At 69.9% G+C, this 14246-nt stretch carries 11 protein-coding genes, 3 tRNA genes and 1 pseudogene; 6 read left to right on the top strand and 9 right to left on the bottom strand.

Going from position 1 to position 14246, the window contains the following annotated elements:
• The 4 genes and pseudogenes from C3E87_RS14350 to C3E87_RS14335 form a co-directional block, all read right to left on the bottom strand.
• Positions 1-212, bottom strand: a pseudogene (locus tag C3E87_RS14350) (hypothetical protein); the annotation flags it as partial.
• A complete protein-coding gene (locus tag C3E87_RS14345; RefSeq protein WP_076064172.1) occupies positions 209-2005 on the bottom strand; it encodes a M15 family metallopeptidase in 1797 nt (598 codons plus the stop codon). The gene C3E87_RS14345 and the pseudogene C3E87_RS14350, both read right to left, overlap by 4 nt.
• Positions 2006-2095: 90 nt before the next feature.
• On the bottom strand, positions 2096-2911 hold the full coding sequence (locus tag C3E87_RS14340) for a pseudouridine synthase (RefSeq protein WP_198928330.1): 816 nt from the start codon (positions 2909-2911) through the stop codon (positions 2096-2098).
• Positions 2912-3024: 113 nt separating this feature from the next.
• A tRNA-Ser gene (locus C3E87_RS14335) sits at positions 3025-3112 on the bottom strand.
• 45 nt (positions 3113-3157) lie between these two features.
• Here C3E87_RS14335 and C3E87_RS14330 point away from each other — a divergent pair.
• Positions 3158-3598, top strand: a complete 441-nt coding sequence (locus C3E87_RS14330; RefSeq protein ID WP_076064170.1) for a hypothetical protein — start codon at positions 3158-3160, stop codon at positions 3596-3598.
• 7 nt (positions 3599-3605) lie between these two features.
• Here C3E87_RS14330 and C3E87_RS14325 read toward each other — a convergent pair whose 3' ends face one another.
• Positions 3606-5465: an LCP family protein gene (locus C3E87_RS14325; RefSeq protein ID WP_083665703.1), complete on the bottom strand. Its 1860-nt coding sequence runs from the start codon at positions 5463-5465 to the stop codon at positions 3606-3608.
• Positions 5466-5552: 87 nt separating this feature from the next.
• Here C3E87_RS14325 and C3E87_RS14320 point away from each other — a divergent pair.
• Together C3E87_RS14320 and C3E87_RS14315 are read left to right on the top strand one after the other, a co-directional pair.
• Positions 5553-5646 (top strand) — tRNA-Ser (locus tag C3E87_RS14320).
• A gap of 110 nt (positions 5647-5756) precedes the next feature.
• Positions 5757-6173 (top strand): ACT domain-containing protein, encoded by a 417-nt coding sequence (locus C3E87_RS14315; protein ID WP_076064168.1) that lies wholly within the window; start codon positions 5757-5759, stop codon positions 6171-6173.
• Positions 6174-6234: 61 nt separating this feature from the next.
• Here C3E87_RS14315 and C3E87_RS14310 read toward each other — a convergent pair whose 3' ends face one another.
• Together C3E87_RS14310 and C3E87_RS14305 are read right to left on the bottom strand one after the other, a co-directional pair.
• Positions 6235-6714, bottom strand: coding sequence for a methylated-DNA--[protein]-cysteine S-methyltransferase (locus C3E87_RS14310; RefSeq protein WP_076064166.1), 480 nt, complete (start codon positions 6712-6714; stop codon positions 6235-6237).
• A complete protein-coding gene (locus tag C3E87_RS14305) occupies positions 6711-8198 on the bottom strand; it encodes a DNA-3-methyladenine glycosylase 2 (protein WP_076064163.1) in 1488 nt (495 codons plus the stop codon). The genes C3E87_RS14310 and C3E87_RS14305 overlap by 4 nt, the downstream gene beginning before the upstream one ends.
• A gap of 130 nt (positions 8199-8328) precedes the next feature.
• Between C3E87_RS14305 and C3E87_RS14300 the strand changes: the two genes are divergently transcribed.
• The 3 genes from C3E87_RS14300 to C3E87_RS14290 all read left to right on the top strand — a co-directional run bounded on the left by C3E87_RS14300 (position 8329) and on the right by C3E87_RS14290 (position 12075).
• Positions 8329-8404: transfer RNA gene (locus tag C3E87_RS14300), tRNA-Arg, on the top strand.
• A 179-nt stretch (positions 8405-8583) separates the two neighbouring features.
• The gene (locus C3E87_RS14295; protein WP_076064161.1) at positions 8584-10845 is read left to right on the top strand and encodes a catalase; all 2262 of its coding nucleotides are present in this window, start codon (positions 8584-8586) and stop codon (positions 10843-10845) included.
• A 36-nt stretch (positions 10846-10881) separates the two neighbouring features.
• Entirely contained in the window at positions 10882-12075 is a 1194-nt protein-coding gene (locus tag C3E87_RS14290) for a cytochrome P450 (protein ID WP_076064158.1), read from the top strand.
• 10 nt (positions 12076-12085) lie between these two features.
• Here the strand turns inward: C3E87_RS14290 and C3E87_RS14285 are convergent, their stop codons facing one another.
• Together C3E87_RS14285 and C3E87_RS14280 are read right to left on the bottom strand one after the other, a co-directional pair.
• On the bottom strand, positions 12086-13495 hold the full coding sequence (locus C3E87_RS14285) for an HNH endonuclease signature motif containing protein (RefSeq protein WP_076064156.1): 1410 nt from the start codon (positions 13493-13495) through the stop codon (positions 12086-12088).
• 198 nt (positions 13496-13693) lie between these two features.
• Positions 13694-14095 (bottom strand): hypothetical protein, encoded by a 402-nt coding sequence (locus C3E87_RS14280; protein WP_233120828.1) that lies wholly within the window; start codon positions 14093-14095, stop codon positions 13694-13696.
• Between the last annotated feature and the right edge of the window lie 151 nt (positions 14096-14246).

Here is a 14246-nt window from a genome sequence, read left to right as displayed (position 1 = left end):
CCCGAGGGGCTCGGGTCCACCGTCGGCGTGGCGGTCGACGGGGAGGGCTCGACGGTGGGCTCAGCGCTGGGCGTGGAGGTGGGCCCGGCGGCCGTCGAGACGCTGGGCGTGGGTGGGGCCACCGTCGGTTCCGGCGTCTCCGGGGACGGGGCGCACGCCGACAGCAGCGCTGCCACCGCGAGCGCCGAGTGCCGCGCGAACCTGGCGCTCATCGCTTCTCGAAGTGGTGCCAGTCCCACCCGGAGAACCAGCTCCAGCCGTGCGACTGGAACGCCTTCACGGGGGCGCTGGTCGTGGTGAGCATGCCGGGCACGACGGGGGTGCGCTGCACGTGCGCGGTGCTGGGGTGCCACTTCCCGGTGGGGTCGCGGTACGGGTTCTGCCACGGGTTGACGTCGACCGCATAGCCGTAGCTGTGCGGCGACATCGCATACGGGTTGCCCACCACGCTGCGGCAGTTGAAGCCCGAGGTGTTGTTGGCGGCCATCATCGCCAGGTCGTCGCCGCCGAACACGTCTGGGTTGGTCATCTGATAGACCGGGAACCCCGCCTCGAACGTGCGCCGGAAGACGTCGGCCACCTCCGCCGCGCGCGAGCGCCGCACCACGATCTCGCCCCGGTAGACCCGCCCGTCCATCGACTGCTGGTTGATGCGGATGGTGCTCAGGCCGCTGGGGCCCACTGGGCAGCCGCTGCGGTACGTGGCCGACACCTCGGCGGCCGTGGTGTTCGAGATCACCGGGTTGGCGATGCGGGCCCGCTCGATGCCCAGCGACGCGCTGCTGGGGATGGTGGTCCCCCAGGGGAGATTGGCGCACATCCTGACCTGCGTGGTGCCGAGCGTGCCGAGCCCGTGCCGGTAGGTCAGCTGGTAGCTGCCGTCGGAAGTGGTCCGCGCCTCGCCGGCCTTGAACCAGCCGCCGGGCACCGCGGCGTAGGCCTGTACGAGGAGGTCGCCGATGCCGGGGGCGACGCGGCCTGTGATGGTCGCCGTGCCGAGCGGGTCGATGCGGGTGGCGGAGGTCAGGGTGACGTCGGCGCGGCGGAGTTCCACCGCGCGGGTCGCCTCGCCTCCCGCAGAGGTGACGACGAGGGTGGCCTGGCCGACGAACCCGCCGGCCAGCGTGGCGGTGAAGGCGCCGCCGCTGAGGGTCGCGGTGGAGGAGGAACGCACCACACCCGCGGCGTCGCGCAGCTCGATGGCGACGGTGGCCCCGTCGTCGCCGCCGCTGACCGTCCCGGTGACCTCGATGTCGCCGAGGCGGTCGTAGAGCACTCCCGTGGGATACACCGGGTGCTGCACCGACCGGATGGTCACGGATGCGGCCAACGCCTGCTGGGTCGCCTCGACGAGCGGCTCGGCTGTGTCCGGGGGCACCGTCGAAGCTGCGGTGCCCTCCGTATAGGTGGCTGCATCCGAGGGCTCCGGGCTTCCTGAAGCGGCCCCCGGATCGGTGTAGCGAAGGCCGCCGACCGCCGAGTCCGGCTCACAGAATGAGGCGACCACCCCGGAGTCGGTGAAGCGCACGATGTTGTTGAACACCCACTGACCGCGCGCCACGTAGCCGCCCGATGAGCCGCGCGTGTACGTCGTCATCCAGATCGACGACCGGCAGGCCCCGCGGCCGGTCCACTGCGTGTCGCACTCGGTCTTCCAGCGTCGCCCGCCGCTGGTGTGTTCGCCGGGCGTGGCCAGCGCGTTGCCCACCCACTGCGCCCGGGGGGAGGGTTTGTAGGTGAGGTTGTTGAAGGTCCAGCCGTACCTCTCGACGTAGCGGCCCGCGCTGTAGGTGACGGTGGTTGCCTGGATCTCGGTGCGGCACCGCTCCACGGTGGAGGAGTACACCTCGCAGGTGGTGCGCCACTGTCGACCATTGAGGGTGTGCGTACCGGGGGTGGTGTAGACGTCCAGCGCGACAGCGGTGTCGCTCATCGGGACGATCAGGAACCCGAGCGCCATCAGCAGGCCCAGCAGGCCGGAGCCCAGGGCACGTCGTCGTCGCATCAGAGGCCACCTCATCACGTCACCCTAACAGCGGCACCGGATCACGTCATCCCCTTGTGGTGACTGACCTCGATCCGGTGGAGGTGCTTGTCAGGCCCAATTGAGGCCGCGTCGGGAGACGAACCGGCGGGGTTCGCCGTCGACCGGGTCCGGGAATTCCAACGAATAGGCCAGCAGGCGCAGCGGGGTGGAGAAGTCGTCGATCTCCGTGGGCAGCACGTCCGGGTAGAGGGGGTCTCCGAGGAGGGGGATGCCGAGCTGGTCGAAGTGCGCGCGGATCTGGTGGGTCTTCCCGGTGAGCGGCCGCACCTCGTAGAGCGCGTGGCTGCCGCGCACCTCGACGATGTCGATCTCCGTGAAGGCGTTGGGTTCGCGCTCCAGGGTCTCGGCCTGCATGGTGCCGACGCGCTTGATGAGGTGCGACTCCACGCGCCGCGGGAAGCTGAGCCCCTCGTCGAACGGGGCGATGGCCCGGTACACCTTCACCGCCGTTCGTTCCGTGAACACGGAGTGGTAGGCGGCGCGCCAGCGCTTCTCGGTGGTCATCAGCAGCACGCCGGCCGTTCCGCGGTCCAGGCGGTGCGCGGCGGACAGCTCCGGCAGGTCCAACGCCTGGCGGGCCTTGACCACGGCGCTCTGCACCACGTGCCGGCCGCGGGGGATGGTGGAGAGGAAGTGCGGCTTGTCCAACACGACGATGCGCTCGTCGCGGTGGAGGACGGTCAGTTCGCCGGGCACCTCCGCCTCGTCGCGGAGTTCGCGGTGGAACCAGACGAAGGTGTGCGGGCGGTAGACCTCGCGCCCGGTCCAGGGCCGGCCTCGGTCGTCGACGAACGCGCCGCGGGCGAGCATCTCGTCGACGTCCTCCGGCGAGGTGGCGAGTTTGTGGACGAGCCATTCGCGCATGGTGGGCCAGGGGAGGGCGTTGTCAGGATCCCTGTCCGGAGTGCGCACCCACGCTGCCTGCAGCCCGTGACGGGGCGGCAACGGCGACCTGGGTGGCATGTTCTCCTCCGAATTGGCGGCGAGGGTGGGATTCGAACCCACGGAGCGTTGCCACTCGGCCGCTTTCAAGGCGGCTGCACTAGTCCACTATGCGACCTCGCCAGTGCCCCACCATGGTAGCGGGTGACGGCAGGTAGGCTCAGCCCCATGCCTGAGACGGTCTACCTCATCCAGCCGCGTCCCCCCGTGCGGGCCTTCGCGATCGCCGCCGTGAGCAGCCTGCTGGGCGCGGTGCTCCTGGTCGCGTCGCTGAGCTCCGGCTGGCATGTGCTCTGGGCGGTGCTGGGAGGCGTCGTGATGGTGACCGGGCTGGTCCTCCTGGTGCTGGCCTTCACGTCGATGAGCCGCCTGGCGGTGGAGGTCACGTTCGACGACGACGGCTACCGCGTGCGCGGCCGCGAGGTCGAGGGCGAGGGCCGCTGGCTCGACGTGAGCAAGGTCACCCAGACCCAGAGCGGCACCCGGGTGACCATTCATCACGGGCACGAGCGGGCCACCTACCTGATGTTCCCGGGGAACGACCCGAAGCAGGTCGACGATGTCGTCACGGATCTGCGCGAGCGTCTCCGCACGGTCAAGGGAATTTAGGCCCCGACTACTCGGCTTCGCCGTTCCACGCACACGCGTCGGCGACGGTCTGCGCACCCTCCTGCAACTCCTCCGGCGTGCCGGAGGGCGACGGTGACGCCGTGGTCTCTTCTTCGGCGGGCGCCGGCGTCGAGGGGGCTGCCGAGGTGGGGGCAACCGACGTGGGCGCGACCGCTGTGGGCGTGGGCGACGGCGGGTTCAGCGCGTCCTCGACGGACTGGCGCATCGCCTCGAAATCCGGATCCGCGTACGAGTAGCCGTTCTTGCCCGGCGAGTAGACCAGCCGCTGCACCTTGGCGTCCTTGACGCGGAACGCCAGCTGCACGAAGGCCTTGAGGTCGCGCTGGGGGATGTCGGTGGTGACCATGTGGGACGCGGCCTGCGCGATGCCCTCGTAGCTGGTCAACATCGTGGCGGGGTTCGCCTGCTTGATCACCGCGTCAATCAGGCACGACTGGCGCGCCATGCGGGAGTAGTCCGACGTGGTCTTGCGGCTCCGGGCGTACCACATGGCGTCGTAACCGTTGAGGCGCTGGTTCGGGCCCGGCAGGAGGCAGCGGTCCTCATCGCGACAGTTGGTGGCGGTGCCCTTCGGCAACGGTTCGTTGATGTTGACCACGACGCCGCCCATGGCGTTGATGAGCTGCTGGAGGCCGTCGATGTCGAGCATCATGAAGTAGTCGACTTCCAGGCCCGTGATGCCCTCGACGCCTTCCTTCAGGGCCTCCGCGCCGCGGTAGGTGTTGCCCTGCAGCAGGGTGGGGTAATCGAGTTCCACCTTGGCCCAGATGCTGTTGACCAGCCATTCCTCCTCCGGCTCGCCTCGGAAGCCCCGGGGGAACGCCTCAGCCATCTCCGAGTCCTCCGGGAACGGCGTGTACTGCACGTTGCGGGGAATCTGCACCAGCAAGGTGTCGCCGGTGGCCGTGTCGATGGAGGCCACCATGATGGTGTCGGTCCGGACGCTGTACTTCTCCACCTCGTCCGCGCGGGCCTCGTTACCGTCGGCGCCCAGCAGCAGCACGTTGACCCTGGGGACGTCCTTCCAGGGGTCCACCTGCGGTTCGGTGGCCAGCGTGGGGCGCGAAGTGGACTGCACGCCGCCGTCGCCGGTGTCGCCGCCGGGGCCGAAGACCCTCTCCACCAGCATGATCTGGTCGTGCGAGTAGCGGGCGCCCAACGCCGACGGTGCGCTGACACCGAACGCCAGGGCGGCCACGATGGCGGCGCCCAGGAGCCTGCGCCCGTGCTGGAGGCCGCCGGGGCGGGTGGCGATGTGCGTGGTGGCGATGAGCGCCACCCACACCAGGCCCAGCACGATGAGGGAGACGCTGGCGCGGTTCAGGAAGTCGGGGTCGACGGCGATGCTGGCGAAGCTGGCGGTGTCGCGGAGCGCCCAGTTGAGGAAGTAGAGGCCCAGGCCCAGGGCGCCGAGCGCGGTGGCAGCGCCGACGACCTTCAACCAGCGCTGCGGCGCGCCCAGCAGGCCGGAGCCGGGCAGGATCGTCGACGCGGCGGTGAGCAGCAGGGAGGTGCGCAGCTTGCGGCGCTTCACCTCGTCGGGATGCAGCGCCGCCCCGGGCTCTCCGATGGGGGTGCCGCCGAGCGTCACGGCCGGGGGAGTGGGGCGCGGTTTCGCGGTGGGACGGGGCTTGGGTTCCTCGCCGAACGGCACGTCGGCCCACTCGTCGCGGGCCTGCAGGGCGCGTTGCGGGACGGGCGTCGGCTTGGCGCTGGCGCGGAACCAGCTGTGGTCCTCCATGCGGGAGCGGTGCAGCGCCGACGTCTCTTCCGAGCCCTCCTCGGGCAGGTCGAAATCAGGCTCGTCGCCGAGGCTGTAGCCCCGTCGCGGCTTGTCGTCGCTCATCCATGCTCCCTGGGTGGTCCTGCGCGCCAGTGTAACCCGCACTGTTTTGGCGCTCACCATTGTGCTCGGCTAGGCTGGTTCGGCACTGGAGGTGTCGCCTAGTCCGGTCTATGGCGCCCGCCTGCTAAGCGGGTTTCGAGCTTCAACTCGATCGCGGGTTCAAATCCCGCCACCTCCGCCAGTGAACCAGAACCCCCGTTTCGGGGGTTTCTGCGTCTCCGGGGCTTTCACGCCGCCGGCGTGACGCTCCGCGCCACTGTGCTCCATGCCCGCGGCCCTAGGCTGATGCCCATGGCTGCCCTCACTGATCTCGGCGCGATGCTGCGCGAACTCTCCCCCTCCGTGCGCGACGGGCGCTTCGTCTACGTGCTCCGGGCCGACGACACCCTCGACGACTACGACTGGGAGGCGCTCGAGGTGGAGGCCCAGGCCGTGATCGTGGAGGAGGAGGGCCGCACGCTGGTCCTCGAGGAGGAGGTGGCGCTCGACTACGAAGGGCCCTTCGACGGCGTCTTCGGCTGGATCACGCTCGAGGTGCATTCGTCCCTCCAGGCGGTGGGGCTGACCGCCGCCGTGTCGACCGCCCTCGCCGGGGCCGGGATCAGCTGCAACATGCTGGCCGGGCTGCACCATGACCACCTCCTGGTGCCCATCGACAGCGTCTCCAACGCGCTCGAGATCCTGGAGCGGCTCACCTCGACCCCGTGAGTGTCCTCCAGCTGGTCTCGCCCTGCCCGAATCGGTGGGGGTGACCCCATCTGAAGGACAGTTACCGGGTCAGCCCCCGTTCGTGGGCCAGGAGGTACTCCTTGCGGTCCACGCCCCCGGCGTAGCCGACGAGCTTCCCTGAGCTGCCCACCACCCTGTGGCAGGGCACCACGATGCTGATGGGGTTGCGGCCCACGGCCGTGCCGACAGCACGTGAGGCCGAGGGGCGGCCCAGCGCCGCGGCGATGTCGCCGTAGGTGAGCGTCTCGCCGTAGGGGATGGCGGCCATCTCCGACCACACCGAGCGCTGGAACTCGGTGCCCACCGGGTTCAGCGGCAGGTCGAAGACGGTGCGCTCACCGTCGAAGTACTGGCGCAGCTGCTGGGTGACCTCGGGGAGGGCGTCCTCCACCCGGTCGCCGAACGTCTCCGGGCCGGGCGCGTGCCGGTGCTCGACCATGTAGATGGCCGCCAGCCCGCCGTCGCGCTCGACGATCGTGAGGGCGCCGATGGGGCTGTCCATGATGCTGTAGGTGCTCATTGATCCTCCGGGTGGCAGGCCGGACGGCCCGGGATGGTGTTGACGACGTGGGGTGTGAGGGCCCACAGGTACTGCGTGGCGTAGCTGCGCCAGGGGCGCCAGCAGTCGTTGCCTGCGAGGCTGATGCCGAGTGCCTCGGCGCCGCGGACGACGCCGAGGTCGGTGGCGGGGAGGGCGTCGGGGTCGCCGAGCCCTCGCATCGCGATCATCTCGATGCTCCAGGGACCGATCCCCTTCAGGCCGGCCAGGGTGCGTCGAGCCTCGGCGCGGTCGGCCCCGACGCCCAGATCGAGTTCACTCCCGGCCAGCGCGCGGACCAGCCGACGCAGCGTCTGGCGGCGCGAGTCCGGGAAGGCCAGCGCCGAGTCGGGAACCTCCGCCACGGCCTCGGCGGTGGGGAACAGGTGCGTGAGTCCCGGGACGGGGGTCTCAACGGCGGCGCCTACCGCCGTGACCAACCGCGCCCCGTGGGTCTGGGCCGCAGCGGTGGACACCTGCTGCCCGAGGACGATCCGCACGGCCAACTCGTCACCGTCGACGCTGCGAGGGATCCGGCGACCGGGATGCTTCCGCACGAGCGCGCCCAGGTGGGGGTCGCGGCCGAGGTGGTCGGCGACCGCGACGGGGTCGGCGTCGAGGTCGAGCAGGCGCCGCACCCGCGAGATGGCGGTGGGGAGTTGTGAGACGTCGGTGAGCCCGAGGCGGGCGCGGACGCCACCGGCGCCGGCCGGCCAGAGCGACACCACCCCGTACCCCGAGGGGAGCCGCAGGGTCCGGTGGTAGGCGCCGTCGTGGAAGGACTCGACGCCGGGGATCGCGGTCGCGATGAGGTGCCCGAACACGTTGCAGGGGCAGAAGGGGGTGCGGGTGGGGAGGGTGAGGTCGACGAAGGTCAGGCCCCCGCTCGACGGCGTGGGCCGCCGTCGGGTGCGGGCGCGCAGCTCGGTGGGGGTGGCGGCGTAGACCTCGGCGATCGTGGCGTTGAACGAGCGGAGGCTGGAGAAACCCGACGCGTAGGCGACATCCGTGAGGCGCAGGTCGGTCGCCTCCAGCAGGGTGCGCGCGGTGTGCGCCCGCCGCGTGCGGGCCAGGGCGACGGGCCCGGCGCCCACGCCGTCGGCGAGGAGCCGCTGCAACTGGCGCGGCGAGTAGCCCAGCGTGGCGGCCAGCCCCGGGACGCCCTCCCGGTCCACCACGCCGTCGTCGATGAGGCGCATGGCCCGGGCGACGGTGTCGCCGCGCACGTCCCATTCCGGCGACCCCGGGGCCGCCCCCGGGAGGCAACGCTTGCACGCGCGGAACCCGGCGGCCTGCGCGGCCGCGGCGGTGGGGTAGAACCGCACGTTGCCGGCCTGCGGGGTGCGCGCCGGGCAGGAGGGCCGGCAGTAGATGCCGGTGGACGTGACGCCGGTGTAGAACACCCCGTCGAAGCGCGCGTCCTTCGCGCGGATCGCCCTGAGGCAGGCGGCTTCGTCGGTGTGCATGCCTCCAGTGTGGCTGACGACGACTGCCTGAACTAGCAGGAATGCGACACGACGGTGACGCGGATTTCCGTGGACGAGGCCCCGTTTTGGCGAATCGGCGAAGAACCGCGTATAGTCTCTTCTTGCCCAAGCGCTCGTGGCTCAACGGATAGAGCATCTGACTACGGATCAGAAGGTTGCAGGTTCGAATCCTGCCGAGCGCGCCAGCGGAAGGCCTAGCCGGTCGATGACCGGCTAGGCCTTTCTTCATGCCATGGCAGCCACCCTTTTGCACGAGTCCTTTGCGCGATGAACGCCGCTGGCGAGCTGATCGCGTGATTAGACTCGAGCGATCCCCAACGCCGTCGGATCCAGCCGTCAGGCGCCCGATCAAGGAGAGTCGCGCATGGCCACGAAGAAGTCTCCCGCGAAGAAGTCCGCCAAGCCCCAGCAGGCCGCCGTCGACGAGGGCGCCCTCTCCGTTCCGCCGCCCGGCCCCGGCGTCGAGAACCCGGCCGTGGAGGAACCGACGGCACCCACGGCGCCACCGCCGCCCAAGCCCTCACAGCAGGGGCCCGACACGGTCACCCCGACGGGAGCGCCCACCGGGGCGCCTGCGGAGGCGGTGGGCCAGCAGGGCGAGTTCCTCACCACGTCGGTGGGCGCGCGGCTTCGTGAGACTGACCGCTCGCTCAAGGCCGGGGCCCGTGGGCCGATTCTCCTGCAGGACCACCACCTGCGGGAGAAGATCACCCATTTCGACCACGAGCGCATCCCTGAGCGGGTGGTCCACGCCCGTGGCACCGGCGCGCACGGCGTGTTCGTGGCCAACGGGCGCGCGACGAAGATCTGCCGCGCCGCGTTCCTGAAGAAGGGCGTCGAGACGCCGACGTTCGTGCGGTTCTCCACCGTCGTCGGGTTCCGTGGGTCGTCGGACACGGTGCGCGACACCCGCGGGTTCGCCACGAAGTTCTACACCTCTGAGGGCAACTACGACCTGGTGGGCAACAACATGCCGGTCTTCTTCATCCAGGACGGCATCAAGTTCCCCGATGTCGTCCATGCGGTCAAGCCCGAACCCGACAAGGAGATCCCCCAGGCGCAGAGCGCGCACGACACCTTCTGGGATTTCGTGACCCTGCACACCGAGGCGCAGGCCCACACGGCCTGGAACATGTCGGACCGCGGCATCCCGCTGTCGTATCGGATGATGGAGGGTTTCGGGGTCCACACGTTCCGCCTGATGAACGACGCCGGTGAGACCAGCCTGGTCAAGTTCCACTGGAAGCCGCGACAGGGCGTGCACTCGCAGGTGTGGGAAGAGACCCAGCTCACCGCCGGCAACGACCCCGACTTCCACCGTCGCGACCTCTACGACGCCATCGACGCTGGCGCCTACCCGGCCTGGGACCTCGGCGTGCAGGTGATGCCGGACACCGAGGAAGAGACGTTCGAGGGCATTGACCTGCTCGACCCGACGAAGCTCGTGCCCGAGGAGCTGTGCCCGGTGGAGATCATCGGCACCATGACGCTCAACCGGCGACCCATCAACTTCTTCGCCGAGACCGAGCAGGTGATGTTCAACCCCGCTCACCTGGTGCCCGGTATCGACTTCACCAACGACCCGCTCCTGCAGGCGCGGCTGTTCTCCTACGTCGACACACAGATCACCCGGCTGGGCGGCCCGAACTTCAGCCAAATACCCATCAACCGGGCCCATTGCCCAGTCAACGACATGTTCCGCGACGGCTTCCACCAGCACGCCGTGCACGGCGGGGTCGCGCCGTACAAGCCCAACTCCCTCGACGGCGGGAACCCTGCGGAGGCCACCGAGGACGACGCAGGATTCATCGACATCCCCACGCCGGTGGCGGGCGACAAGACGCGGGAGCGCCCGGCGAGCTTCGAGGATCACTTCAGCCAGGCGACGCTCTTCGTCCGTTCCCTCAGCCCAGTAGAGCGGCAGCACCTGGCGCGGGCCTACACCTTCGAACTCGGCAAGTGCTACGAGGAGGCCATCAAGGTGCGCCAACTGGCATGCCTGGCCAACATCGACGCAGAACTCTGCGCCCAGGTGGCGCAGGGCCTCGGGCTGCCGGTGCCGAAGCCGACGGTTCCGCCGGCAGACGTCGAGCCCAGCCCGGCGTTGTCGCAGGTGGGCCAGAAGTGGCCTGTGACCGGGCGGAAGGTTGCACTCGTGGTCGACGCCGACACCGCCCCGAAGACGATCGCCGCGGCGAAGGACGCAGTGCTGGCCGCTGGGATGGTGCCGTTCGTCACGGCTCCGCACGGCGGCAAGCTCGGCGACGTGGTGGTGGATCGGACGTTCCTCACCGCCGCATCGATCGAGTTCGACGCGGTGATCGTGGTTGACGCCCCCGAGCCTGCACCGGATGCCCTTCCGGCGTTCGACGCCAAGGCAGGCCAGGACACCGTCGGCCAACCGGTGGATCCGCGGGTGGTGAAGCTGGTGGCCGAGATGTACCGGCATTGCAAGGCGATCGGCGTCGAATCGGCGTCCGGCGAGGTGCTGGCGGCCGCCGGAGTGCCACTCGACGCTCCCGGCGTGCTGACCGGGGTCACTGAGGAACTCGTGGCCGGTCTGGCCGATCTCCTGGCCAGCCATCGGGTGTGGGAGAGGTTCCCCGCACCCGCCCCGGCCAGCTGAGTCCGTGCACGGGACACCGGGAGTAGGCTGACGAGCATGAGCGACGGCGCTTGCAGACGGATCTCCGTCGAACCGGGGGAGACTACCTTCCCCAGCGTTGAGAGCTTCGACGGTGTCTGGCGGATCCGCTCCACGGAGGCCGTCCGCCAGATCCTCAGGGAGCGCGACGCCACCACGCAGGCTGGCTTCAACTCCGAGTCCATCCCGGACGGCACCATGGCCGATCAACCCATCCTGTTCGTGGACGGGCAGCCGCACCGGCAGCAGCGCAGCAAGATCGCGCGCTTCTTCGCGCCCAAGACGGTGGCCACCCGCTATCGCGGGCTGATGGAATCGCGTGCAGACGCCCTGGTGGCCGAGATGGCCGCCACGGGGCGGGCGCGGCTCGACGACGTGTCGCTGCGCTATTCGACGGAGGTCGCGGCGAAGGTGATCGGGCTCACCGATTCGCGTCGACGGGGGCTGGCGCGTCGCCTGGAGCGTCTGCTGGACCAGCCGGTCTACGACCCGGCATCAGACCGAGCCGAGGGACCGGTCCGGGCGGCTCTTCGGGCGCTGCGCGGGGCGGCGCCGATGGCCTGGTTCTACTTCTGGGACGTGCGCCCCGCCATCCGGGCCCGCAGGCGACAGCCGCAGGAGGACGTCATCAGCCACCTCATCGACGAGGGGTACGGCGCCCCGGCCATCCTCATCGAGTGCGTCACCTACGGCGCGGCGGGCATGGCCACCACCCGCGAGTTCATCTCGATGGCGGCCCTTCACCTGTTGCGCGACGACGCGCTGCGCTCGCGCTACGTCGTGGCCCGCGACGACGAGCGCTACGCGATCCTCCACGAGATCCTGCGGCTGGAGCCGATCATCGGTCACCTGTACCGGAGGGCGGAGAAGGAGTTCACGTTCACGGACGCGGGCGTCACCCACACGGTGCGGGCGGGGCAACTCCTCGACCTGCACATCCGCCAGGCAAATGCAGACCCGGCCACCGTCGGTGACTCGCCGTTGGACCTCTGCCCCGGCCGGGAACTGCCCCGCGGCATCGGCCCCGAAGTGATGAGCTTCGGCGATGGGCCCCACAAATGCCCGGGCAACGCGTTGGCGATCCAGGAGTCCGACATTCTGCTGACGAGGCTTTTCGCGCACCCCGTCTCGCTGGTGGGTGAGCCGAAACTCGGGTGGGACGAGGTCATCTCGGGCTACGCGCTTCGGGACGTGACCGTCAACGTCGGTTGAGGCCGCTCGATCAGACCGTGGCGTGCCATACCTCCGCGCTGCGCGAGAGGAGTTCTTCGAGGCTGGGTCCGTCGGTTCGCTCTGCGTGGTGGTCATCTGGGCAGGGTGGTGCCTTGGGGCGTGGCGTGAGTGCGCGGAGCAGGTGGCGGGGGTGTTGTCGTGGTGTGCGGGCGGGGTCGATGTGCCGGGGTGGGGTGAACCAGGGCATCCCTGTGGCGGGGTCGAGGTGGACCTGCCATTGGGATTCGGCCGACTGTTGCGGGTCTGGCTCAACGAGGCGGTGGTGGTGGGGACAGAGCAAGACCGCGTTGACAAGGGAGGATTCTCCGCCGGCCCACCAGGGGATGATGTGGTGTGCTTCGCAGGAGGCGGGGCGGGCGGTGCAGCCGGGGAACGCGCAGCCGCCGTCGCGCAGGACCAGCGCGGTGCGGATGGCGGCGGGAAACAGCCGATGCTTGCGCCCCACATCCAGCGGCTGAGACGCGGTGCCGAGCACGACGGGAATCAACTCCGCGTCGCAGGCGAGGCGGCGGGCGTCGCCGGCGGAGAGGCCGTCGAGATCCTCCGCCCCCACGATGCCGACGTGGCCGAGCCCGGTGAGCAGGGTGTCGTAGTTCAGGGTGACGGTGACCTGCGGCCTGTCCCCGCCGTGGGCGGGCAGTTGCCCGGTGGCGGCGGCTGTCTGGACCAGCAGCACCAGGGCATCGGCGCGGCGGATCTCCCGGCTGGGCAGTTCTCCTGCCTCGCGGTAGGACGACAGGGGCGGCTCGATGGCGTCGAGTTGCGCCTCCAGCAGGTGGGCGTGGGCGGTGGGCAGCAGCGCGGTGACTCTGGTGCCGCCGTGGTGGTCTGGGGTGAAACGCAGGTACCGGTTGCGCATGGCGGCGCGGTCTTGGGCGTCGAGGCGTTTCTGGGCGGCGGCGTCTGCGCCGTTGGGGTCTACCAGTTCGTGGAGGCGGGTGGCGAGGGCGCGCAGTTCGGCGGGGCCGAGGGTGTCGGCGTGTTCGAGGATGGTTTCCTGGCATTGCACCAGGTCTGCGCGGGTGAGGGAGCCGGGGAGTTTCCGCAGCCCGTCGGTGATGCCCTCGGCCTGGGCGAGGGAGATGGCGCCTTCGTGGAGGGCGGCGGCGATCAGCGGGAACCGTTCGGCGAGGTCTGTGGCGAGTTTCAGGGAGGCGACCGCCTGGCCGGTGGTGGTGCGTACCGAGTGGCGTACCTGGTCGATGACGGGTGCGGCGGCGGCGAGCCGGGCCTCGTGGATGAGGTGCAGCCGAAGCCCGGCCAGCTGGGCTTCGGCCTCGGTCACCGCGGCCACCATGCCGGCGAGCCGATCCGCTGTGTCGTGGCCGGTGCTGAACGAGGGCACGGCGTCCCAGAGCGCGGCGATGTACCGTTGCCCCAGATCACGCATGTCGTCCATACACACTATTAAAATAGCCCGCACTGACAAAACTGTGCCCGCTGCCGAAGCGGGAGAAAAATGGCGCAGAAATTCTTCCGGGCAGTTGCCATGGTCTTCCGTCGGGACAACAAAGACGTCCCCGTCCCCCCATGGGGCCTGAACCGGGCAAGGCGGGGGACAGCCCCCAGCCCGGCCTGGGTCAGGCCCCGATGAGGATCAGGACGTGAACATCACGATGTTGTTGAACACCCACTCGTTGCTCTGCGAGAACGAGTACCCACCCGACGCTTTCGGCGTCGCCCGGTACACCGTCGTCATCGTGTACGAACGGCATCCACCACGGCCGGTGGCAGCGGTGTCACATTCCGTGCGCCACTTGCGACCATCCGCAGCAGTCCATGCTGCCGTGTGGCCGAGCGGGTTGCCCGCCCACGCCTCACGCGCCATGAACGGGAGGTACGTCAGGTTGTTGAAGGCCCATCCGGTCTTCACCTCGAACGTGCCGTCCTTCAACACCACCTGCGATGCCCAGATGTTCGTGCGGCAGCGCTGCGTCCGCGAGTAGTCCTCGCAGGCGGTGAACCACAGCCGCCCGTTGAACTCATGGGTGCCCGGCATCGTGTACGGAACCGTCCGCACGTAATCCGGCCGCTGCGATTGCGACCGCGTCGGCGTGGGAGTGGCGGTGGGGGCGACCGTTGGCTTGGAGGTCACGGTCGGCGTCGGGGAAGGCGTCGGGGAGGGCGTCGGGGACGGCGTAGGTGAGGGG

Source organism: Tessaracoccus sp. ZS01, from assembly GCF_022342445.1.
In the GTDB taxonomy this organism is placed as follows: Bacteria; Actinomycetota; Actinomycetes; order Propionibacteriales; family Propionibacteriaceae; genus Arachnia.
The sequence above is the reverse complement of the archived record's forward strand: the minus strand, read 5'-3'. Positions and strand labels throughout refer to the sequence as shown.